Source organism: Leptospira saintgironsiae, from assembly GCF_002811765.1.
GTDB lineage: Bacteria > Spirochaetota > Leptospiria > Leptospirales > Leptospiraceae > Leptospira_B > Leptospira_B saintgironsiae.
In genome coordinates this window covers 556442-579599 of the sequence record NZ_NPDR01000001.1, presented here as the reverse complement: position 1 = coordinate 579599, position 23158 = coordinate 556442, and the positions used below count along the sequence as shown (strand labels likewise).

The window sequence follows — 23158 nt, the reverse complement described above, 5'->3', positions numbered from 1 at the left end:
TTGTTACTTAACTCATAAACGTTAACTGGAGTTTACACCAACGCCTTGACGGCGTTTTCTATTCGCCTTGCCTCGGACGAGTTTAATCCGCTTGTCCGAATGATTTTCAGGCCCGCTTTTTAGCGGGCCTTTTTTTATCTTTTTCTAAAAATTCTTCAGAAATCCAGTCACACTAAATCCGCAAATTCGATCCTATCATGCGAAATCAAAAAAGGATATTCACATGCATCCAAACGAAGCCAAAATTAGAGACTTTTATAAAAGTTTTCATTCAAGAAACTCTGCAAGTATTGCAGACTTCTATTCACAAGACGTTGAATTTTCAGATCCAGTATTTCCTAAATTAAAGGGCGGAGCAGTATCTGGTATGTGGTCTATGCTTTTAGAAAGAATGGACCCAAATGCAACGATAGAATTGGTAGAGGCAAACGCCAGCGCAGATTCAGGAACAGCATACTGGGTGGCGACTTATCTGTTCTCAAAAACAGGAAGGCAAGTCCAGAACCATATCAGATCCGAATTCCAATTTAAAAATGGAAAAGTAGTCAAACAAAAGGATAGATTTCCTCTCTGGAAATGGACCAGAATGGCATTAGGCACTCCTGGAGTTCTTTTGGGATGGTCACCTTTAGTCCAAGGAAAGGTAAGATCAGAAGCTGCCAGAAATTTAGAACATTATCTTAGGAAAAAAGGGATAACAGCTTAGAATGGAAAAATCCGTAACGATACAAGACGAGTTTACGGATACAATCCGAATCGCTCTAGAGGGAAGACCTAGAGCGATGGAAATTCTTTTAGAAAAGATCCAAGATTATATCTTTAATCTTTCGTTAAGAATGTTATGGGATCCTCAAGAAGCAGAAGATGCTACCCAAGAGATCTTACTCAAAATTTCTAATAAACTTTCTGGGTTTAGATTCGAGAGTAAGTTTACTACTTGGGTATATTCTATCGCGAGTAACCATCTTCTCACAATTAAAAGACCTAAGAATATTGTACATTTAAGTAGAATACGACAAGAATATCTATCTAAACCAAACTCTATCTCTTTAGAAGACCAAGTAGAAGACAAAATTTTAGAAGAAGAGATCCGATTCGGATGCGTACATGCAGTTTTATTAAAATTAAATTCTGCAGATAGGATAGTATTCGTTCTATCTTCAGTTTATGGTATGAGTAGCGAAGAAGGAGCCGAAATTTTAAGTATCAGTTCCGACAACTTCCGTCAAAAACTTTCTCGTTCCAAAAAGAAACTATCCGAATTTTTATCCAAAGAATGTGGGATGTGGATAGATAATAATAAAGCATGTCCTTGCATAGGATTATCAGGACATCTTTTAAATAGAAACCGAGATAATGTTTCCTTCTTTACAGAACTGAAAAAACTAAAAAGGAAAAATCCTAGTTTAGAAGATTCTAAAGTATTGGGACATTTAAAAGAACTGGATCGACTTGCTTGGATCTATAAAAGCCAAGGAATTTACGAAACTCCCAAGGAAATTCTAGAAAAACTGGGACCTTCTTCTTAATTATCTTCTGAACTCTCAGAAATTACTGAGCTTCTATCCAATCTTTCGGCTTAGTTAAACCTAGGCGTACAAAGTCTCTAAGGAAACCTCTGTATCTAGTAAGAACTTCGCTTTTATTATGTTCAGCAGGTCTAAATATTCCTTTTTTAGAAAATAACTTCATAGGCTCTTCTTTAATATCAGACCAAGTTCCCACTTCCAATGTTAAAGGAAGAAATCTGGAACTCCAACTCTCTTGTTCGGAATACAATTCTTGGTAATGATCGTAAAATTTATCCCAAAGATCTCCATGAGTTGTATAACTCGCGCTCTGAGGACCATAAGCAAAATTGATATGACCACAATGATCTTTAAAGTGAGAAGCTATCTTTTCGTACAAAGCAGTATCTGTACAAGGCCTATGTGTATAAGCATATGGCCACCACACATTATCCACAGTTCCAAATCCGGAATGTAGGTCTAAAACTGGCAGAATAGAATCTTGTACATGAAAAAATCTTTCGAAAACAGTTCGTGAAAGTGTTCTAGACTCAGGCTCCAATCCATGTCCTCTAAAATAAGGAAGTTTATTGGAAAACTTTTGGCCTCCAAAAAATGGAAGAGGCTTCTCTGCGTCTATGCCTGAGTTTCTCATCAGGTCTACTCCACCAGGATTCGATCTGGTTTTTGCAGCCACCCCACCTGGATTTACGATTGGAATAATAACTAATCCTAATTTACCTTTTTTTAATTCAGGAAGATAACCTGTGGATTTAGGACTAATGATATATTCTAAAAAATCGATCAGGATCTGGATGCCAATGGTTTCCAATCCATGTACACCTGCCGTGATCCCTACAGGATGTTTTTCTAAACCTTCTTTAGTTCCTATCTCCAAACTATAGATCGGAAATCGAAAACCTTCGTCAGTCCTTCTGGAAAAACCTGCTTGGTTGATTTTTACGAGTTTGCCACCCAGTTTTGCGATCCTGAGTAATCTTTTCTCGTATCGATTCAGTCTTTTGATACCTCTGAGCAAGGTTCGCCTCCGAAAAATTCAGATCGTATCTTTTGTCCACGGATGGGTTTTATAACCCGGGTCTTTTTAGACCTTTATATTTTTACTCTTTAGAGTTTTGAAGAGTTTGTAACCATTTACAATCTTCCGAAAGTTCAGATACTCCTTTTTTGATTAAATGGCAATCTGCTTCCGTTGCTGCTTTCAAACAAGAAATAGTCTTATTCAAAACCAATTTAGGTTCTTGTGCTGCTAATGTATACACTTTGGATTCTTTAAATTTTTCTAAACAAAAATCCTTTCTTAATCTTTTTTCTAAAATTGCTTCAGAGTCAGAGTTTAAGGTTTTCATGTCGCCATCCGCACATTGTCTAACCTTCTCGCAATACTTGGAAACCCATGCAAACCCGCTGGAATTCTCCACTCCTTCCTGATCTGTTTTCCAAACAGATTCCACAGCAGCCGGAACCTTTTTCTTCTTGGAACAACCAACTGAGAAGAATGCTCCCGTCAATACGAGGAGCAATCCGAAAGGAATTACAACTTTATTTATTTTAGAGATCATTCCTTATTCTTCCTTACCCCGTTTACGAATGATGATTTCTATTCTTTCTTGAGAAGCCTTAACTTCCGGGCTGGGACCTTCTTCCGGTCCTAATTTTCTAAAGCCATGATATGCTTGGACTGAAAGTCTTTCTCTAGAGATCCCATATTTTTCTGCCAATGTTTCTGCGATCAAACCAGCACGATGAGCATTATATTCCCAGATATTTCTGAATCCTTGGCCTGCTTGTTCTGCATAAGGAACTTGGACTCTCAATGTGATATCCACATCCATTCCTTGTGCAACCTCAGCTACTTTTTTGAAAGTGAAATCAGTGTCCTCATCAGGATGAAATTCACCTTCACCCAAGGACGGTGCGAATACTTGGATACGAATCTCTTCTGTTTCGTTAATGCCTATGAATAATTTCGTTTTCTCTTTCAACTTTTTTAATGCATAAGAGATCCTTTCCCAGAAGCGATACATTTGGGTCCTTGGTTGTAATAAGGGATCCTCTTCTAATGTGATATTAGAACCTTCAAAAAAAGATTCTCCTAGACCGAATCCACCTCGGACCAGGTCGGCAACTTGTTTCAATTTGTTTTGGTCTACTTGAGAAATAGAATATAAAATGATAAAAAGTCCAAGAAGAAGTGTGATCATATCCGCATACGTCAAAAGCCATCTGTCCCGGTTCTCATCTCCGGCTTCGACATGCTTCCTGTATCTGGAAAAACGTGATCTTCCGTTCAAGCAGACGGCTCCTTAGGTTGCTTTCCATTTAAGAAGGCAGACTCTAGATATTCCGACTCTCTTCTCTCCACTTGCTCGATAAAAGAAACAAAAATTTCAGGAGATACTGGTAAAACCGCGTTATATGCCTTCTCTACTGAATCGAATAAAAGGGAAACTCCTAACAGACCTGCCATAAATCTAGCAGGACGGATCAGATAAGCGGAGATAGGCTTATGTGCTAATTCGTAAAATGTTCTCAGGTTATGAAGAACAATCTCTAACTGCTTCTCTCTTTCTTCTTTATGACCGTAAGCTTTGTATAGATCGTCGTATTCTTCTCTAGAAAGTTTTTTGCCATCCCAATCTTTTTGGATAAGTAACTGAGCCATTTCTGAATCTAAATGATCAGTGAGATTGTTTAACTCAATTAGAGTTTCTAGATTAGCTCTGGTAGTTTCTTTCATCATACCTTTTACTTTTTGGTATGTGTCTAAAGCTAAATGCATCCAAGCTTCCTTGCCATCTAGGTTGTAAATTGTTTCGAAAAAATATTCCACCATAGAAATCGTTTCTTCTAGATGGAAATAGTCCGCATAAAATTTGCGGAATCTTTCCACCTGAGCTCGAACGACCTCTATCTTGGCATGTTTAAGTTTATGTTCTTCGAAACTACTCACGATATTATCCGGTTATTATTTGGACTTTCCTCTGGATACCAATGGAAGGGGATAACTTTTAAAACCTTGTTGGTCTATCTCTGTTTTCACGGAACTATAATCAGTCGGAAGATTGATCGTATCCCTATAAGACTTGGAACTGGAACGAAGTAGTAAATTAGGCACACCATCAGCATCAGGAGTGTATTTAAAACGAACTCCATACTTATGATTTCTTGCCCAACCTTCTTTCGTAATTTCTAATAAAGGAACTTTGGAATTAATATATTTTTTCTCGAAAGAATATACCGAAGATCCAGGAGAATAATATCTTAATCCTTCTTTACCAGAATCTATCTCCACTTTTCCACCTTGAGGAAAAGAAAGAGAGATATAAGTAGTTCCTGAATAAGATCCTCTGTTTTTGAACCAGATCACAACTTCAGATGCCACATCTTTCTTCCATTCGGCAGGAGCTTCTACACTTAATAAACCTGGAGCGGCAACACTCGGAACATCAGGTACTAATTCCCAACCATTGAAGTTAAAATTCTGAGCGTAAGTACGATTGTTCGGAAAAATGGTAAGATTCTTTTCTTCTTTATTATATGAGAAGTCGATACGTTTTGATTTTGCTAAAAACTGATGATCTTTTAAAGAAGCAAGCCCATCTAAAATTTTTTCTCCCTTACGGATCACATAAGGAACTGAAAAAAGACCCAAAGGAGGCTCTTCGCTTAAAACTTCTAAAAAGAGAGAATTGAAAGAATCTCCGGGAAGTTCTTCCATTAGAATTCTTTTAACTACGTAGCCGGATTCTTTTGCATTCTCATCTTCTCCTGCTTTCCAAGAAGAAGCTTTAGGATCATGAATAAAAGGTCCTATGTTCAGAAGATTAAAACCTATCTTGGACTGGAGTGTCCATTCTCCGTTTTGTTTTTTGAAAACTGCAAGAATCTCTTCGGTTCCATTACGGACCAAGGAGAAAACCTCTAGATCAGGATCCTCATCCAGGTTTCCTAGTTTTTTGAGGACCACATCCGGACTTTTTTCTTCGGACTCTGGAATGGTTAAAGAAATGATCTTGGAATCGGATGGTGTTTTTGAATTACAAGCGATGAGAAGAATGAATACTGAAAAAAGGATCAATACTCGGAAAAAAGAAATGAAACGAAACATATTCTGAACTACAGCTTCTTTCCAAGAAAATGAGATGTCTATCGATTTCCTAGGCCCTAACCTGCCTCCATACCGAATACATTTTTTACGATCCTAGCATTTGTAGTACCATCGTATTCGTCCGAATAAGCTCCCAAGGCCTCAGCAAACTCAGGCGATAACCCTGCCTTGGTCCTAAGCTCCGGAAAGTATAAAAATCCCTTTGCCCTTCTGGGAGTGAATGGATGGGTCAAAAGGTCTAGATATTTTTCCCATTGTTGGTCTTGGGATATCCCATCCGAGAATACTACCTTAACTCCCCTTTTAACATGCCTGATCTCATCATCATGAACAATCTGCATGATATCAGCTCTTTTCTGATCCCCAAATTTTTCGAATGCCTTTTGGTAGATCATAGAAAAATCCAAATTGGCTCCTTCAAAAGTTAAAGCCATAACTGCAAAAAACTTTTGGAGAGATTGCATATTAGGAGTTTGTTTCCAGAAGATATAATTGAGAGGACGATCTCCCAGATCCATTCCCCATTCTCTGATAGAATCTAAATAAAGCCTAAGATGTTTCTGCTCTTCCAAAATTGTTTTGTATAAACTTTTGCGAACAGAAGAAGGAGCATTCTGAAATTTTAATATGGCCCATGCAAATATCTCAACGGCCATAAGTTCATGATTTGCAAAATGATGGAGAGAAAGTATTCTATTCTCCTCGGAATTTAAATGTTCTACCCGCGGCATTTTTGATTTTTTATCTGAGAAAATTATCTTAGAAGATCTTTCTGGTTTGTCTTTAGGGACAAAATTCAGCCAAAGAATATCTTCCGGCATTTTTTCCGGAGAATATAATTTATCTTCTAAATTGGGGGAACTTAAAAGAAATTGAGCGTATTCGTTTAAAGTCAAAGCGAATGTTTTTTAGAATCGAATGCTAATTCGATAATAGATCCACGGATGCTGGAATCTGTAGGGTCAGATGAAATTCTTCCTTCTTTGCAGTGATACATGATCTTCACAGAATCCATTAAAGATTGCATGATAAGCAAACCTTTACCTAAGTTTCTATGTTGGGTAAGCTTTCCTCTATTCGGAAGCACCTCACATTTACCTTCTTGGTAGGTTTTTACTTTTTTTAAGAACTCTTGGAGAGAAGAAGGTTTAGCTTCTGCTACTTGCTCTTCTATCTTTTCTTTTTTAAGACCGGAACCATAGTCCACGATCCATAAAGTAAATTTAGAATTATCTACGATCCATCTGCAGATGATCGTTTCTTCTGAACTGGAATTATAATTTGCGGAGATTGAATTGGTGAGCGCCTCGTCTGCGGCTAGCTCAATCTGCTGGATATCTTTAGAGATAAAAGTATTCTCTTCTAGGGATTGACGAAGTGCTCTTCTGAACTCCCGAATGCTAGCTAAGTCAGGAGGTAGGAACATGACGTACGAACCCGAATGATGCCTAACCAAAAGTGAATCGGCCGTATCCCTCATTTCTTATCTGAGAAGTCCTCTTGTATATTAATACAGACCGAAAGGGGGGTTTTGCAACAAAAATCCCCCGAAAAAATCCTAAGGTAAAGAAATTCCTACTTGTACCGAGATTTTCTCTATTCGTTTGAGTAGCTTTTCCTTCCCTAAGAGGGGAAATAGGATAGGTAACTCTAGTCCGTGAGCTTTTCCTGTAGCAGAGACTCGGATCGGCATAAATAGGGTTTTTCCCTTTTGGCCGGTCTGTTCTCCCGCTTGGGTCATTAAAGCCTTATAATCTTCATCGGTTTTAGGATCCGACTTTTTTAATAATTCGTAAAATGTAGCGACCACTTTTGGAGAAAATTCTTGGGAAAGAATTTCTTTCGCTTCTCCATCCTCTACTTTCAGGTCGGATACGAAAAATTCTGCGATATAATCAGGTGCCTGACGCAAATTATCCAGATATACTCTGACACTATCTACTAAAGAATGTAATTCTTTGTTTTTCGGATCTCTATACTCTGCCGGAATATCAGTTCTGTTTTCCAAAAATGGAGCCAAACTGTCCGCGACCTTTTGGATAGGAAGTTCTCTAATATATTTATTAGAAAGCCAATTCAATTTAGACTTGGGATTCATCGCTTCTGCGATTTGATCTAAGCTTGAGAAGTTAGTTGCCACTTCTTCATCTCCACCTTTTGGTTTTCTGAATACATCAAAGGTAGAAGGTGATTTGGAACAACGATGTACATCGAATGTTTTAGGGAGAATATCCCCTGGCAAATATTCCTGACCATCTGGAGAAGTCCAACCCAGTAGTGCCATATAATTTAAGAATGTTTCAGGCAAATATCCTAAATCACGAAATGCTAATATAGAAGTAGCTCCAGCACGTTTGGACAATTTTTTACCGTCCATTCCTACGATTTCGGAAGCATGAGCAAACTCAGGAACTGGAAAACCCAGAGCCTCATAAATAAGGATCTGACGAGGTGTATTAGAAAGGTGCCCCACTCCACGGATCACATGAGAAATTTTCATGAGCCCGTCATCCACAACGACAGCATAATTATAAGAAGGAAAACCATCTGATTTTACGATGATGAAGTCGCCGATCAGTTTTGTTTCGAACTTCACTTTCCCTTGGATGATATCATCGAAGATCAGAGTTTTAGAAGGAGTTTTGAAACGAACAGAATAAGGAGTTCCAGCTTTCAGTTTTTCCTGAACTTCTGATTCGCTCATGTTCGCATGAAGTCCGTCGTAAACGTACGGAACTCCCATTGCCTCTGCCTGTTTTTTCTTTGCTTCTAATTCTTCTTGGGTGCAGAAGCAGCGGTAGGCTTTTCCTTCGGAGATCAACTTTTCAGTATATTCTTTATAGATAGAGATCCTTTCGGATTGTACATAAGGACCGTAAGGGCCCCCGACATGAGGACCTTCATCCCATTCTATCCCTAACCATTTTAAGGACTCAAGGATGGTTTTAAAAGATTCTTCGGTGGATCTGGCTTGATCCGTATCTTCTACCCTTAATAAAAATTTTCCGCCTTGGGATTTGGCGTATAAGTAATTGAATAAAGCGGTTCTAGCTCCGCCCACATGAAGGAAACCGGTAGGTGATGGTGCGAACCTGGTTCTAACTTCCTTATTTTCTGGCATTGTCGTAATCTTTTAAGAGGATGATTGGATAGTTCTTCAAATCGGCCGAGGCAGTAAACGGAATATTATTCGCTGCATCATAAAAATGCATGGATACAAACTCATCCTTTCTCTTCTGTTTCCATTGGGATACGTTCTTAGAAGATAATAGATCTTCAGGAAGAATTCCCCAAGCTAAGCGTAATTCACCTTCTTCTCTGAATATCCAAACAGGAAGTCTACCTTCTACTAAATTTACATACTGGAATATTTGGTTCTTATAATCGTAATCCGCGTATGGAAAACTTCTGCCACCAGGACTTGTATAATCGGTACTCAAACTGGTCCGGCTATTACGGACATTCTCCCAATGCAATTCTACATTCTTACCTAAACTTCTGTATTCTTTAGCGGCCCATACAATATTTGATTGGGAAAAATTATATAGGATCCCCCAATCAGAAACATTGAGTTGTTTTGGAGAAGGGATATGTGTCCCTGATTTGAAACCTTCTCCTTCCCAATTCCAAGAAAGAACTCCTTGTGGATGAAAAGAAATATGTTTAGGGTTAGAAGATTCTCCTTCTTCTAATCTAGCCGCACCAGAGAATAAGGATGCCTTAAAACTTAATTTGGGAAAAACGATCCCTTTAGGAAGAGTAGTATGAAAATCTTCTTTTGTTTCCCAAAGATCCACTTCTCCAGTCCAAATTTTTTCCTTAGAAGATTGGGTCTGCAGTACTAAATATCTTAGATGACCAGGCTGGTTCCGGAAAGATTCGGAACTTGCAGGGATCGAACTGATATTAGTATAGATACGAATACTTGGAAGATCAGAAACTAAAGGTTTTTCTTCCGTCCATTCCGTCAAAAGAGAACAAGACATTAAAAAAAACAAATAGGTCAAACCTAGTGAAAAGAATATTTCTGTGGGATAAGATCGAGACTTCGGTTCCAAAAAAATACAGCCGGAAAAAGAGGATTTCTTGAAAAACTTCCCGTTTTCGTTCGAATCTTCAAGGAAAAACCGGGAAATTTTCTTTCCTTATCGGTGTTTCCCAACGAGAAAGTAAGAATTACTGCAACTTGAGTCGATTTCTTCCTAAAAAGTATGTACGAATTCAGGTAGTACGTTAAAAGGTTGACAGTAAAACCGTCCTAAAATCCTTTGGCAATAAAAGTCCCATGAAAGATTCCAATAAACCAGGCAAAGAAAGCTTCCCAAAAATACCATTTGAGGACCAAGTCAACGACGATCAGAGGAAATACTCTCGATATGTCTGCGATTCTCGGGCAATTCCTCACGAAATCGATGGGTTAAAGCCCGTCCAGAGAAGAATTCTTTGGGCAATGTGGAATTCGGACGCAAGGAACCGTTTCACTAAGACTGTAAAAGTTGCGGGACTCGCGATGGGATATCACCCGCACGGGGATAGATCCATCCAAGATGCTCTTTCGCAGATGGCTCAGGACTTTACATTCGCAAACAATCATCCATTAGTTGCGGGAGAAGGTACTTTCGGAGACGTATTGGATCCGGGAGCAATCGCTTCTCCTCGATACACTGAGGTAAAACTTTCTGACTTCGTTAAAGATCTGGGATTTTTCGAAAGTTTACCTGATATAGATTACGTTAAAAATTACGATGAAACAGAAGACGAACCAATCCACTTCGTAGGAAAAGTTCCAATCGTTCTTCTGAACAATATTATGGGGATTGCAACTGGTTTCCGTTGTTTTATCCCAGGCCATAAACTTTCTGCGATCATCAACTCGCAGATGAATTATCTCAAAACCAAAAAGCCTCTTCCTTTAAAACCTTGGTACAAGGATTACAAGGGAGAAGTGAAAATGGCTAAAACCGAAGCGGGCAATATCACAATGACCACTACCTTCGGTTTTACTTGGGAAGGCGACTCTCTTTATCTTACAGATGCTCCAATGAACTGGAACAGAGAGAAGGTAATCAATCTTCTAGATGACATTGTAGAAAGAAAAGATTCTTGGCTCAAAGACTATGTGGATCATTCCAGCCAAACATTCCGTATAGAATTGAATTATAAGAAGGGAGAAAAACCTAGCGCGAAAGAAATCGCTGCAGTCATCTCCAAAGAAGATACCCAAACTCTTGCGAATAACGTGATCACTTATGATGGTCGTCTGAAAAACTTCGGACCGGAAGACATCATCAAACGTTTCTGCGATTTCAGAAAGACCCACTTGATCCGTAGATTCAAACGTCTAGCGGGTTTGGAACAAGAGAAGATCGAAAGAAACTCCGAATTGATCCGCTTCATCAAAGAAAAGTGGAACGAAAAAGTAATCGGGATCAAATCCAAAAAGGATTTCGAGGATAAACTCCAAAAATCGAAATTCGTATACTATGAATGGTTAGCTTCTATTCCAATCTATAGAATGACTTTGGAAGAAGTTCGCAAATGTGAAGAAGCAATCGTAGAAGCAAAAACCGCCCTGTCCAGATACCAGGGGCTTGTGAAAGAAGATAAAAAATTAACAGAATTCATGATCGGAGAATTAACCGAGCTGAAGGATAAATGGGACAAGGAATGAGTACTGCTAAAACCAAAACCGAAAAGAAGCCCGCGACCGGAGGGGAACGGAACTTCAAAAAACTCTCCAACGTAGAACACGTAAGGATGAGGACCGGAATGTGGTTGGGGCAAAACTCTGCTTCCACATTCGAGCAGCATTTTTTCCGTAAGAACAGCGGCAATTTATACGAGATCGTACACGAGGAATTGGAAGATGTTCCTGCCAAATTAAAATGTTTGGACGAGGCTTGTATGAACGCGGTAGATGAATACCGCAAGAACCAAAAGGACAAAGCTATTCCTGAAAAGGATAAGATGTCCAAATTGATCATCCAACTTTCTTCCGACAAAAAAACTGTAACAGTAGCTGATAACGGAAGAGGTATCCCTGCAAAGAATGCGGAAGGTGTATATCTGCATTTGATGTATGGGGAGAACTTTGACGACCACGTAAAACAAGACCATGTTGCAGGTCAGAATGGTGTGGGTATTTCTTTGGTAAGAATGGTTTCTTCTTACTTTAAAGTAAAAACAACCAACGACGGAAGTACATTCAAAAAACTATTCACTATTCACGAAGACGCAAAGAAGCAGATCCGTAGTTATAAACTTTCTAAAGAAGATACTGAAAGAGTTTTCTTATACTTTGACGAGCATGGAAAATTTGATGATTGTCCTCTTCTCACAAAAGATCAGATCGAAAAGTTAGGTCCGATCTGCAAAAAAACAAATATGATCGAGGCGATCGAAAAAGCTTCCAAAGAAGATCATGGAACCTCTGTAGAATTCGAACTAAATCCGAAATATTTTAATAATATAGATACTTCCTTCAATGTAGATCTGATGAAACAGTATCTACAAGACATCGCAATGACCAATCCTGGATTGGAAGTTCAATTTGTTCATAAAGGTAAGAAGGAAAAGTATAAGTTCAAAAAAGGTTTGGATGAGATATTCTCACATTCAGATCTTACTTACTACAAAATGGATTACAATGCACCTGCTGCTGGATCCCAATTACATCTGGAAGCATACTTAGTAATCGGTCAGAATAAAAACCTAACTTGGGTGAACTCAATATTTGCTCCTCAAGGTGGTTCTGCAATTGAGTATCTGGAAAACAGACTTTGCGATGAAGTCCGTAAAAAAAGCCAGATCGTTTCTTTAGAGAAAAAACTCAAAACAAGCTGTACTCGTAACGACGTAAGGAACTGCTTCCACATGTACGTGAACATGAGGTTATTGAATCCACGTTTTAAATCTCAGGATAAGTCTTATCTAATCAACGACTTGAATGAAGATATTCGTAATGCAGTAGATAAACATTTAGATAAGTTCATTAAAAAAACTGGCTTATTAGAAGAAGTTAAGCTCCAGATGGAGAAAAGAACTCAGCTGAAAGCTTTCGAAGATGCACAACGCGGACTCAAAAAAGCAAGTAAGATGAATATTCCTAAACTAATGCCTCCTACAGGCAAATCTGGGGATGCAGGAAGAGTATTATTCGTAGCAGAGGGAGATTCGGCAATCGCTGGTCTTCGTCCTGCGAGAAATCCTAGACTTCATGGTTTGTTTCCTTTGAGAGGAAAGCCAATGAACTGTAAAGGTGTATCTCTTGCAAAAGCAATCGCAAACGAAGAGTTAAAGAACATAGTAGCGATCCTAGGACTTCCTCTAGACCAAAAAGTAAAATCTATAGAAGAACTGAATTACGAAAAAGTAAGTATCATCACAGATGCGGACTTTGATGGATACGCAATTCGATCTCTTATGCTCTCTTTCTTTTATGAGTATTGGCCTGAACTATTTGAATTAGGACTCATTCATATATCCAGCGCTCCTCTTTACGAGGTGGATATTAAAGGTGTAGATTCCAAAAAGACTGAGACTATATTCTGTATCGATGATAAAGATTATGACGCTCTAGTCAAACGGGTCGAAAAATCCGGTGGCCAGATCGTCCGCAAAAAACGGAATAAAGGACTCGGAGAGACTGGAAAAGAAGCAATGAAGTTTGCAGTAGATGAGTGTATGACCAAGATCACCATCGGAAACAAAAAAGAGGCTTCTAAGATACAGAACCTTTGGTTCCACAAAGATTTTGCAGAACAAAGAAGGGATGCAATCTCTGAATACGCAATGAGCGTTATCGAAGACTAATTCATAACAGTTTTCTTTTCTGCATAAGACCCGGATATTATTTTAGAGATAGAATGATATTCGGGTTTTTCATTTTAGAGAACTCAGGCTTTTCCCCATAATACAAAAACAGATTCACATCGCAAGAATCGGGTCGTCACTACTTCACTTCCAAGCTATATTTCTTTCTTAGGAGAAAGAAAATGCAAACGAAAGGAAACATACTTCTCATCCACGGAATGTGGTGCAGAGGAATACATTTATCGCAAGTACATGAATTTTTAGAGAAGGAAGGTTATATTTGCAAATCCATTGACCTACCGATGCATGAGCCAGGGGTAGATTTACAAAAGCTTTCCAAATTAGGAATTTCGGATTACTTAGATTTTTTAGAGAATACATTGAACCAATTAGGTTGGAAAGAACCTATATTATTAGGCCATTCGTTAGGAGGGCTGCTCGCACAACTTCTGGCCACCCGAGTCAATGCAAAGGCTTTGATATTAATCACTCCAGTACAACCCAAACAAATTAGTGGGCTTTCCTGGACGGGCCTAAAAACAATTTGGGACATTCTAAGAACTCCTCTTTTTTGGAAGAGAACGAATCTCTTAAGTAAGAACAAATTCGCATATGGAATTTATAATACTCTAAGCGAATCTAAACAAAACGAACTCTACCCAACTTACGTTCCTGAGTCTGGCAAAATTGCATTCCAGACTTTCCTGCCTTTCCTAACCTACTCTCAACCCACTCGAGTAAACTTCGAAAAAGTCCAGTGTCCTGTGTTTGTTGCGACAACCGGAAAAGATAGAGTAACTCCTCCCAGGATCGGCAGAAAGATCGCATCCAAATATACTAATTCGATAATGAAATTATATCCGAAACTTTCTCATTGGGCGATAACAGAGGATGGGATCGAAAAAATTCTACTGGATGCAACTAGTTGGATCGAAGCAAAAACGAACAGTTTAGATTCGATTATAAACTTTTAAGATGACTCTCTTATTAAACCAGATTCACCGCTTTGATCGCAGAGCTCAAGGCGGCTTCTACTGTTCCAGTAATTTCTCCAGTATGTTCTCCCGCAAAGAAGATACGATCAAATGGTTTTCTTAGAATGATCTCCGATCCAAAACTTCCCGGAGGAAACTCGGCAATCCCATTCGGAACGTAATCTTTTTTAGGTTCCGTAAAATAGAATCTTTGGATTTGTAAATCCTTCTTCAAACCAAGACGTTCCAGAGTAAGACGAATATATTCTACCTTTTGGTCTTGGTTGGCAGAATCGAATACAGAAAATCTGTCCCCATTTGCAATCACTCCTAAAACCTTATCTGAAGTATCAGACTTGGTGCCCGCATCATATAAGAATTGAGCAGCAGCATCAGAATGAACTGCAAAAGGAGAAGATTCCCAAGGAGATTCTTTTAGTACCAAAAATAATTTATAAATTTGAGAATAACGAACTCTTAATGCTGCCAGAAGTTTTTCTTTGTCCAGGCCTGGATTCCATTTTACATTAGAGATTTGGTTTGCAGGTAAAGTACAGATACAAGTAGAACCGTTAAATTTTCTTCCAGAAGCAGTAGTTACAGTAACTCCAGTGGAATCTTGGTCTACAGAAAGAACTGGATCTGAAAAAACGAACTCTGTGTTTTCTATATTCATCACCAAGGTCTTGGCAATGTTTTCCATCCCACCTTCTATCTTGCTATTTCTTTGAGGAAATTGTGCAAGATCACTTAAAACTTTTTCAGCGGACAGAACTCGGATACTATCCCCATAATGAAGAGAAAGTTTATGACCAAGTAAAGTTAGATCTTCTGGACTAACTCCTTGGTAGACTAGATAATTATAAATGCTGATTCGATCTAATGCTTGTTGTTGCGCAGTATCTAATTTAGAATTTTGTGATACTAATTTGCTTAATATCTCCTGTGATTTAGTAGAAAGTTCCCAGGTCCCAGCCTTCTTATAAGTCCCCAAAAATAGATCAGGAACCAAAGGAGAAGATTGTAATTTTAATCCTAATTCCCTAACTAAACTGCGAACCGTTTTATCTTCAGAAGAAACCCATTCCGCTCCTAAATCCACAACATGACCAGAAGGATCTTGTATAGATCTAACTCTTCCTCCAACTCTATCTGTGGCTTCTATAAGAGTTACTTTACTTCCTGTTTTTCCTAAGATGTATGCTGAATAAAGTCCAGAAAGTCCACCGCCAAGTACGATTACTTTTTTTCCAGAGTTTGTATTCTGAGCGAATAAATTTCCCTTACGACTTCCTAACAAAGCTGCGGTACTTAAAATTCCGGCTTTCAGAAAAGTGGATCGGGTAATTTTCATCGGATTCCTCTTTGAAAGTTTTATTAGAACTCTCTCTTTTATTTTCGGTCTATGAAAGATCTTTCCCGAATTTTTTGCAGAATAGAATGTCTCATCGATATGAAATTATGTACCGAATCCTTTCTAATGGTTCTTACACATTGAATATCGCCGATTTATTCAGATATTGCAAGGAATAGATGACTTTCGTATCCTTATACTTTTTCCCTTGCCAGCGGAAGTGCTAAACCAAAACCTGGAATTACGCTTTCAGGGAGGAAGTCGGGTAAAAATCCCGCGCTGACCCGCAACTGTGATGTCCGTTTTAAACGGAATAAGCCAGATCTTCCCCGCGATACTTTAACCTCGAGGTTGGGGGGTATCGTAAATCTCGCTCTTTAGCGCATCCGCGCTTTCTGCGATGGGGCCCCGAAAGTTAAAATGTCGGGGCTCTCGAACGGAAAAAGAAACCAACGCAAATACATAATCGTTCGGATCTTTAAAAGGTCAATGATCGACTAACGTTATCTTGCTTATATTTTCTTTTTCTGCGACATCCGGCAGAAATCAGGAGAGAAAAATGAGAAAATTCAGGACAAAAGCGATAATCCTTCTATTCGCTTTATCATTAATCAACACCGCTTGTTTCGAAACAGAAAAGTCAGACTCGGATAATAGCGCGATCATCACCGCATTAGTACAAGCTAATTACATAGAAGTTGGCGGTTCTTGGCAAGTTGGCTTTTATACCGGAGGATCCGATGGAGGAGTTTTCGGTAATGCATCTATCACTGCTCAATCTTGGATCGAACAAGGCGGCCAAAAGTTAACTATAGTAGAAGTTGATAACGCAAATAGAAAACTATATTACCGCGCATCTGCAGATGATTCTTTCAATCCAAACAAATACGGAAGAATTGATTGGACCGCAATTCACAGTAATTCTTGCCCTTCTAGCGCGAGTCGTTGTTTCGAATATTGCCAAGCAGTCTTCGGAAAAAATACTTTGGCAGAAGCAAAAAGCGACTCTACTACTACTGATCCTTCTAACTTCAAATCCTCCGGATGCGGCGGATTTGGTTGGAATTACATGATTCCATAATCAGTTGCTAAAACTTTAAAGGAGAGTCACAACATATGAAACAAATAAGCAAATTTGCATTTTTGGGAATGTCTATTGTTTTCTTTCTCATAGGTTGTGACGGCTCCGGAGCCAGCACTGACTTAACAGGGTTATTATTGACCGGACAAAATTCTATTTCGACTTCTGAAAATTGTCCTCCGGGAACTATAGATCCTGATTATCTTTTAGCAAATACTGTAGTTAGCGCGCCAGGTAATAATCCGAGCATCCGATACAAAGATCCCGAAAAAGCGATCAACGGAGTTTGTGGAGGAGGGCAAAACTCAGGTGGTATAGATGTTTATACTATGGGTTCTGCAGATCCGAATAATTTCCTGATCCTTTCTTGGAATGGAGCAACTGTAACTAACGGTACTGGCGTTGACTTTATCGTTTTCGAGAATGGTTTCCAGCAGCAAGGTTCTATCAATTATTTCATAGAACCTGTAATTGTAGAAGTGAGCTTAGATGGAACAAATTATTGCGGGTTCAATCCTCAATATACTGGAGCAGCGAGTCCTGCGAGTTTAGATCCTACAGATTGGATCCGATTTGGAGGAGCAAATCCTGTTCTTTGGAATATGCTTACTCATCCTCTTACTCCTGCGGAAATTTTTCCCGACCCATTTGTTGCAAATGCAGGCGGAGATTCATTCGATTTGGATGATCTATCATTAGATGCTCGATTTGCAAATGGATGCGACTCTACAGTTCTTTCTAATCTACAAACGAACGGATTTAAGTTTATTAAACTATTAAATGCGAAAGGACAATCTACATTTCCAAGTCCTGCAGGAAGTTTCGATGGAGGTCCTGATATCGACGGGGTCATCGCGAAATCCGTAACTCCCTAACCTATAACTGAAATAAAAATCTTATTTCAGTTTGATAATTTGAAATTTTTAAAAGTGAAAACAATATGATCCGCCCAAAAGAAGTACACCAATTGGACTTAGACAAACATTTACGTAATAAAATAGATACCAAGACTAAACCATTAGGCGCCTTGGGAAAATTAGAAGACCTTGCTTATCGTATCGGTACGATCCAAAACACAATAGATCCAGTTTTATCAAATCCTCATTTATTAGTATTTGCAGGAGATCATGGACTTGCTGACTCAGGAGTGTCCGCCTTTCCAAAAGAAGTTACTTACCAAATGGTATTAAACTTTTTGAATGGAGGAGCAGCGATCAATGTATTCTGCAAACAACATGGGATCAAACTATTAGTAGTAGATTCTGGAGTTTCAGGAAACTTCGAACAATCTCATCCTGATTTCATACCTGCAAAGATAGCAGCTGGAACCAGAAACATTCTAAACGAACCAGCAATGACAAGAGAAGAATGTGAAGAAGCAATTCGTATCGGTGAAGAGATCGCAACCACCAAAGTCCCAAAAGATTGTAATGTGATCGGCTTTGGAGAAATGGGGATCGGAAACACATCCAGTGCTTCACTACTTGCCTCCGTATTTTTAGATCGGTCTGCAGAAGATCTTACCGGAAGAGGAACAGGTCTGGATGATCAATCCTTAGAACGTAAAAAAAAGATCCTAGCAGAATGTAGGGCAAAACACCCAGTAAATCCAAAAGACCCGATTGAAGTTCTTGCCAAGTTTGGAGGTTTCGAGATCGCAATGATATGCGGAGCGATGCTTTCTTCTTATAAAGAAAATCGTTTGATCCTTGTGGATGGCTTTATCGCAAGTTCTGCATTCTTAACTGCTTCTAGAATTGAACCTAAGATCGTTCGTAACGCTGTCTTCGCTCATAAATCTTCTGAACAAGGCCACAAACTGATCCTGGAATTTTTTGATGCAGATCCAATCTTGGACTTAGGACTTCGTTTGGGAGAAGGAACTGGATGCGCACTTGCCTACCCTATCTTAGAATCCGCATTGGCATTCTTAAGAGAAATGGCAAGCTTCGAATCCGCAGGTGTTTCTGAAAAAAAAGACTAAATTCAGATCAAATTCTCGCTGCCCGAATCGGAGGAACGAATAAATTCGTCTTTGCATGTTTGGATTTATCCGCAAAGAACTGATCATTTTTCTTTCCTCCGTACGTTATAATACTCGTATCATCGTTCCATCTTGGGTGGAACATTCAGACGAATATCTCAATTCTTCTTCCAGATATTTTCCATTAGTAGGATGGATTGTTGGAGCTGCAACATGGTTTGTTTTATGGGTTGCAGACCTTTCTCTGAGCTGGGAGATCAGCATCGTTTTGGCTATGGCAGTTTCTGTTTTGGTTACCGGTGCTTTTCACGAAGACGGATTCACAGATGTATGTGACGGATTCGGTGGGGGCTGGACCAAAGAGAAGATCCTAGAGATCATGAAGGATAGTAGGATCGGCGCCTTCGGGACAATAGGTATCATACTTGTTCTTCTTCTTAAATTTGCATGTTATAAATCTTTGGAAGAATTTTCTATAGAAGTCCTCTTCATCACAATACTTTCTTCTCATTCTTCGAGTAGGTTTTGGGCATTATTTACTGCAAAAACTCTTTCTTATGTAAGAGAAGACCAGCTGTCCAAGGCAAAACCGATCATCCAAACTTTAAAAACTTATAATGTAGTTATCGCAGGAATTTGGGGATTTGTTCCATGGCTTGCATTCTTTCATAATGAATATCTTCCTTCCGACAGAGTTTTTGGATTTTTATTATATCCGTTCCTTTTACAAATGTTCGGATATTTATATCTCAGAAGTTTTTATAAAAAATGGCTGGGTGGATATACTGGAGATTGTTTAGGCGCAGTCCAACAAGTCACTGAATTATTGTATCTGATCGGGATCGTCGCCGCATGGAAATCTTTTTAGTCAGACATACAACTCCTGAAGTTGAACCTGGAACCTGTTACGGTAAATCGGACCTAGGACTTCCTTCTAGTTTTGAAAAAGAAGCGGAAAATGTTTTAAAACTTCTTCCTGAAAAAGTACATTCTATCCGCACGAGTCCCTTATTTAGATGTTATAGTCTAGCCGAATATATCAGCAAACATCTAGAATCAAAATCAATCGCTCCTGCTTGGAAAGTAGATTCAAATATCCAAGAATTAGATTTCGGTAATTGGGAAGGACGTTTGTGGGAAGACCTACCAAGATCGGAAACAGATCCTTGGATGGAAGATTATGTAAACAGAAGGCCTCCAGGCGGAGAAACTTACTCAGAATTAAAAACAAGGATTTTGAAATCCTGGGAAGAAGGTCTGCGAGAAGCAAGAACCTGGGAAAATCTTAAAAAAGAAGAAGGGGAAACTTCCGAATACAAAACCATCTGGGTAAGTCATGGCGGACCAATCCGATGTTTATCATCTATCGTATTAGGTTTTCCATTAGAGAATTCGTTTCGATTGGTTCTAGAATATGGATCTGTTTCTTGTTTTAAGGTCCGATTTGGAGAAATGGAATCTTATCCTCAGTTTGTTTATTGGAATAAGAAGTAAACTTACTTAGAACAAATAAGACATAAATAGAAAAACCATATCGCTAAGGTGTTTTTATTTTTATCCGATAAGGATTATAGTATTTCGAATCCATCATGGTCTTTTTCCGAAATTTTAAATCTATTCTTATTGTGTCTTTGCTTCTTGGCCCTTCTTTTATTATTTCAGATACATCACCTGAGCTCGCAGTACCAGGGCAACCAGAAACAGCAAAACTATTCATCCTAGATGCAAGTGGCTCCATGAATGAATATCTTGGAATCTACCAAAAGGTACATCTTGCAAAAAAGTATGTTCGCCATTATGTAGATAAACTTCCCGAAGAAACTGAAGTAGGTTTTATCGCTTACGGAAATCGCCTACCTGGTTGCCAATCTTCCAGACTTTACCAACCTTTAGAAAAAGGAAATCGTCCAGGTTTTCAAAATAAACTTTTCGGTCTCACTCCTTCCGGCGCAACTCCACTTGCAGAGTCCATCCGAATCGCTGGAGATTATATCATCCGCAGAAAATCTCCGACTGACTTAATCCTAGTGACTGATGGAATTGAAAGTTGTTACGGAAATCCAGAAAAAGAATTACAGGTCCTTCAACAAAAAGGAATAAATTTTAAAATGCATATCTTCGGTCTCGGATTGAAACCAGACGAAAAAAGAGTGATGCAATCTTTAGCAAAAACAGGGAACGGAAGATATTATAATGTGGGAGAAGATAGTGATTTCTTTCTTGCAATGGAAGATCTTTTAAAACAAGAACCTATTCCTAAAAGAACCGAAATAGACCCAGAAAAACGTAGGCCTAAGATCAGAATTGCAGGTATTGAAAAAAATCAAACTGATTCAGAAGAGAATTTTTATAGAGTAAAATTTATTTTTGAAAACTCCGATTCTGATAATCAATGTGTGATCTTAAATTTGAAAAGAAGAAGTTCCGCTTCTTCTAAAATACAAAACTGGAATCCACAAAGAGCCGCTGAGCCGGAAAGAGTTGAACGAACAGAACAGATCTGTTTCCATGCAAGAAAGGGAGAAGGAGAATTTCAAATTTCAGCTCCAGCGCATCTTCCTTTAAATTTGGAATTGGAACTTTGGGATACAAAAGGTATCCCAAGTTCCGTAGACAAGAGTGGAGAAAAAAATCTAACAGAATAAGATCTTAGAATGATCTTAAAAAATCTAAGTTTTGGTGATTTGGATAAGTCACCTTATACTCCAACTTGATCTCTTTTTTTCCAGAAGGCGGGATCACCAAGCTCCACTCTATAATTCCTGAGTTAGCTCGATATTCCTTAGAACCAGGAGTGCTTGCCTCTTGATTCACTTCTACCTTTACACTTGCAGATTCAGAAATTGGGATCTGCTCTCTTACGATCACAGTTTTACTTTCTTTGCCAAAATTTTCCAGACTTAGATAGACCTTCTTCTCCATTACCTTTTGAGTAGAGATAAGTCCCTCTTTTGTTTGGTTCCAATCCTTTCTATAAGAAAGTCTTAAACTACCTTCGGTCCCCAAAGATACGGATAGATTTTCTTTCGGAGAAACATAAGAAACTTTTGTTCTTCCTACAAGTCCTGAACTTCTAAACAAAGAAACTTCTCCGGGAAGGATCGGAAATTCTCCCATGTTTTGAAACTCTGCTTCCAATAAAGGAAATGGTTTGTATCTAGGAGAAGCGACAGTTTTTACCTGAATAGGTGCACTAAAAGATAACATCTCAAACTTTCTGGATTCTTTTTGAGACGCCAATGTGATCGTTTTAGGAAGCCTAAACAAAAATCCACTTCCTCTTTCACTGGAAGGAGAAGGTTCTTCGGTAGAAGGAATATTAGATTCTTCGTTAGGCATTTGAGCTGCGCCAACTGCCTGAGTTTGATTAGTGAGAATTTCTTGTTTGGAATCTACTTCTACATCAAATAACCTTAATGGACGAAGTCTGTCCCTTCTGAGAGATAGATCTGGTCTGGTGGTAGAAAGTAAAAGTTGTACCCCTCGCCAATCTTCTCCTGATTCTTGTCGGACCTCTACTATATATTCTAACTTCGCTTTGCTCAAAGAATCATCTGCAGTTAGAATATAAGTAGGTTTCCAATCTGCACTCGGAACTAAATAACTCAAACGAAGCTCTACACTTTTTGCCTCAGAACTTGTATTTACGATTTGAACCCAAGTGGTGCGTGTACTTTTTTCTGCTTGGGATAATAGGAGCGAGAGTTGGGCCCGAGCCTCCTCCAGTTCAGTTTGGACCTTACGTTTGGATCTTTCTAACTTCTCCCAAATAGCAAAAATAGAAACGGCCTCATCTCTGGTTTTCTTAAGATAAGTTCCCCAGTTTTTTCCATCTCCTTCTACCCTTCCGTATAAAAGATTTCGACCTACAACATCCGAGACTTTTTTGCGCATTTCGGATAATAGCTCTTTTTCTGCTTTTAGATCATTCTCTTTTGCTAATATACTTTCTTGATCCTTCTCTAATTGCTGAACTTTTTTCTGGAGTTGAGCAACCTCTGGATTAGAAGCAGCAGTACCTTCTTCTTTCCAAGTTCTTGAACCTGTGACCTCAACTTGTGGTGCAGTTACCGCCGCAGTTAAGGTTTCTTCTAAAAGAGAAACTGGTAAATAAGAGATCTCGATCTTGTTTGTTCCAGGCTCCAGTTGGACTCTTCCAGATCTTAAAATCTGAGCTGTACCCTGATGAACAGTTACCTCCTTAATCGGAAGGCTGAACTCTTTTCCAAACACCGGAAAAGAAACCAAACCAAAAATCACGGAGAATCTAACAAAAGATGAATACATTAAATTTTTATAATTTTTCATAATAA

At 38.8% G+C, this 23158-nt stretch carries 22 protein-coding genes and 1 riboswitch; of the genes, 11 read left to right on the top strand and 11 right to left on the bottom strand.

Features of this window, described 5'->3' with window-relative positions:
• The first annotated feature begins 223 nt into the window (after window positions 1-223).
• Window positions 224-706: a nuclear transport factor 2 family protein gene (locus CH362_RS02655; RefSeq protein WP_100708787.1), complete on the top strand. Its 483-nt coding sequence runs from the start codon at window positions 224-226 to the stop codon at window positions 704-706.
• A 1-nt stretch (window position 707) separates the two neighbouring features.
• The gene (locus CH362_RS02650) at window positions 708-1529 is read left to right on the top strand and encodes an RNA polymerase sigma factor (RefSeq protein ID WP_100708786.1); all 822 of its coding nucleotides are present in this window, start codon (window positions 708-710) and stop codon (window positions 1527-1529) included.
• Window positions 1530-1551: 22 nt separating this feature from the next.
• Here the strand turns inward: CH362_RS02650 and CH362_RS02645 are convergent, their stop codons facing one another.
• From CH362_RS02645 to CH362_RS02605, 9 genes are all read right to left on the bottom strand, one after another.
• Complete coding sequence (locus CH362_RS02645; RefSeq protein ID WP_100708785.1) at window positions 1552-2547, bottom strand: M14 family zinc carboxypeptidase; 996 nt, start codon at window positions 2545-2547, stop codon at window positions 1552-1554.
• An 82-nt stretch (window positions 2548-2629) separates the two neighbouring features.
• The gene (locus CH362_RS02640; protein ID WP_100708784.1) at window positions 2630-3091 is read right to left on the bottom strand and encodes an LA_2478/LA_2722/LA_4182 family protein; all 462 of its coding nucleotides are present in this window, start codon (window positions 3089-3091) and stop codon (window positions 2630-2632) included.
• 3 nt (window positions 3092-3094) lie between these two features.
• Complete coding sequence (locus CH362_RS02635) at window positions 3095-3823, bottom strand: flagellar motor protein MotB (RefSeq protein WP_100708783.1); 729 nt, start codon at window positions 3821-3823, stop codon at window positions 3095-3097.
• Window positions 3820-4482 (bottom strand): FFLEELY motif protein, encoded by a 663-nt coding sequence (locus CH362_RS02630; protein WP_100708782.1) that lies wholly within the window; start codon window positions 4480-4482, stop codon window positions 3820-3822. Before CH362_RS02630 ends, CH362_RS02635 begins: the two co-directional genes overlap by 4 nt.
• A 15-nt stretch (window positions 4483-4497) precedes the next feature.
• Window positions 4498-5640 (bottom strand): LIC13341 family surface-exposed protein, encoded by a 1143-nt coding sequence (locus tag CH362_RS02625; RefSeq protein WP_100708781.1) that lies wholly within the window; start codon window positions 5638-5640, stop codon window positions 4498-4500.
• A 56-nt stretch (window positions 5641-5696) separates the two neighbouring features.
• Window positions 5697-6536 carry a DUF455 family protein gene (locus tag CH362_RS02620; RefSeq protein WP_100708780.1) on the bottom strand — a complete coding sequence of 280 codons (840 nt, stop codon included), beginning with the start codon at window positions 6534-6536 and terminating at the stop codon, window positions 5697-5699.
• The gene (locus CH362_RS02615) at window positions 6533-7120 is read right to left on the bottom strand and encodes an ATP-binding protein (protein WP_208859516.1); all 588 of its coding nucleotides are present in this window, start codon (window positions 7118-7120) and stop codon (window positions 6533-6535) included. The genes CH362_RS02620 and CH362_RS02615 overlap by 4 nt, the downstream gene beginning before the upstream one ends.
• 78 nt (window positions 7121-7198) lie before the next feature.
• Window positions 7199-8761 (bottom strand): glutamate--tRNA ligase, encoded by a 1563-nt coding sequence (gene gltX, locus CH362_RS02610; protein ID WP_100708778.1) that lies wholly within the window; start codon window positions 8759-8761, stop codon window positions 7199-7201.
• Window positions 8748-9626: an LIC_13346 family putative lipoprotein gene (locus CH362_RS02605; protein ID WP_208859515.1), complete on the bottom strand. Its 879-nt coding sequence runs from the start codon at window positions 9624-9626 to the stop codon at window positions 8748-8750. Before CH362_RS02605 ends, gltX begins: the two co-directional genes overlap by 14 nt.
• A 299-nt stretch (window positions 9627-9925) precedes the next feature.
• On the opposite strand from CH362_RS02605, the gene CH362_RS02600 reads away from it, so the two are divergent.
• The 3 genes from CH362_RS02600 to CH362_RS02590 all read left to right on the top strand — a co-directional run bounded on the left by CH362_RS02600 (window position 9926) and on the right by CH362_RS02590 (window position 14426).
• On the top strand, window positions 9926-11311 hold the full coding sequence (locus CH362_RS02600) for a DNA gyrase subunit A (protein ID WP_100708776.1): 1386 nt from the start codon (window positions 9926-9928) through the stop codon (window positions 11309-11311).
• Complete coding sequence (locus tag CH362_RS02595; RefSeq protein ID WP_100709248.1) at window positions 11308-13452, top strand: toprim domain-containing protein; 2145 nt, start codon at window positions 11308-11310, stop codon at window positions 13450-13452. Before CH362_RS02600 ends, CH362_RS02595 begins: the two co-directional genes overlap by 4 nt.
• 182 nt (window positions 13453-13634) lie before the next feature.
• Complete coding sequence (locus CH362_RS02590) at window positions 13635-14426, top strand: alpha/beta fold hydrolase (RefSeq protein WP_100708775.1); 792 nt, start codon at window positions 13635-13637, stop codon at window positions 14424-14426.
• A 13-nt stretch (window positions 14427-14439) separates the two neighbouring features.
• Here CH362_RS02590 and CH362_RS02585 read toward each other — a convergent pair whose 3' ends face one another.
• Window positions 14440-15780, bottom strand: coding sequence for a flavin monoamine oxidase family protein (locus CH362_RS02585; RefSeq protein WP_100708774.1), 1341 nt, complete (start codon window positions 15778-15780; stop codon window positions 14440-14442).
• A gap of 239 nt (window positions 15781-16019) precedes the next feature.
• Window positions 16020-16146: riboswitch (adenosylcobalamin (AdoCbl) riboswitch) on the top strand.
• Window positions 16147-16339: 193 nt separating this feature from the next.
• On the opposite strand from CH362_RS02585, the gene CH362_RS02580 reads away from it, so the two are divergent.
• From CH362_RS02580 to CH362_RS02555, 6 genes are all read left to right on the top strand, one after another.
• A complete protein-coding gene (locus CH362_RS02580) occupies window positions 16340-16861 on the top strand; it encodes a hypothetical protein (RefSeq protein ID WP_125169705.1) in 522 nt (173 codons plus the stop codon).
• Between the two features lie 35 nt (window positions 16862-16896).
• Window positions 16897-17736, top strand: a complete 840-nt coding sequence (locus CH362_RS02575; protein WP_100708772.1) for an LIC_13355 family lipoprotein — start codon at window positions 16897-16899, stop codon at window positions 17734-17736.
• A 65-nt stretch (window positions 17737-17801) separates the two neighbouring features.
• On the top strand, window positions 17802-18845 hold the full coding sequence (gene cobT / locus CH362_RS02570) for a nicotinate-nucleotide--dimethylbenzimidazole phosphoribosyltransferase (protein WP_100708771.1): 1044 nt from the start codon (window positions 17802-17804) through the stop codon (window positions 18843-18845).
• A gap of 55 nt (window positions 18846-18900) precedes the next feature.
• Window positions 18901-19713: an adenosylcobinamide-GDP ribazoletransferase gene (locus CH362_RS02565; RefSeq protein WP_100708770.1), complete on the top strand. Its 813-nt coding sequence runs from the start codon at window positions 18901-18903 to the stop codon at window positions 19711-19713.
• Window positions 19698-20339 (top strand): histidine phosphatase family protein, encoded by a 642-nt coding sequence (locus tag CH362_RS02560; RefSeq protein ID WP_100708769.1) that lies wholly within the window; start codon window positions 19698-19700, stop codon window positions 20337-20339. Before CH362_RS02565 ends, CH362_RS02560 begins: the two co-directional genes overlap by 16 nt.
• 95 nt (window positions 20340-20434) lie before the next feature.
• Window positions 20435-21490: a vWA domain-containing protein gene (locus CH362_RS02555; RefSeq protein ID WP_100708768.1), complete on the top strand. Its 1056-nt coding sequence runs from the start codon at window positions 20435-20437 to the stop codon at window positions 21488-21490.
• Window positions 21491-21494: 4 nt separating this feature from the next.
• Here the strand turns inward: CH362_RS02555 and CH362_RS02550 are convergent, their stop codons facing one another.
• Entirely contained in the window at window positions 21495-23153 is a 1659-nt protein-coding gene (locus CH362_RS02550; RefSeq protein WP_100708767.1) for a mucoidy inhibitor MuiA family protein, read from the bottom strand.
• Between the last annotated feature and the right edge of the window lie 5 nt (window positions 23154-23158).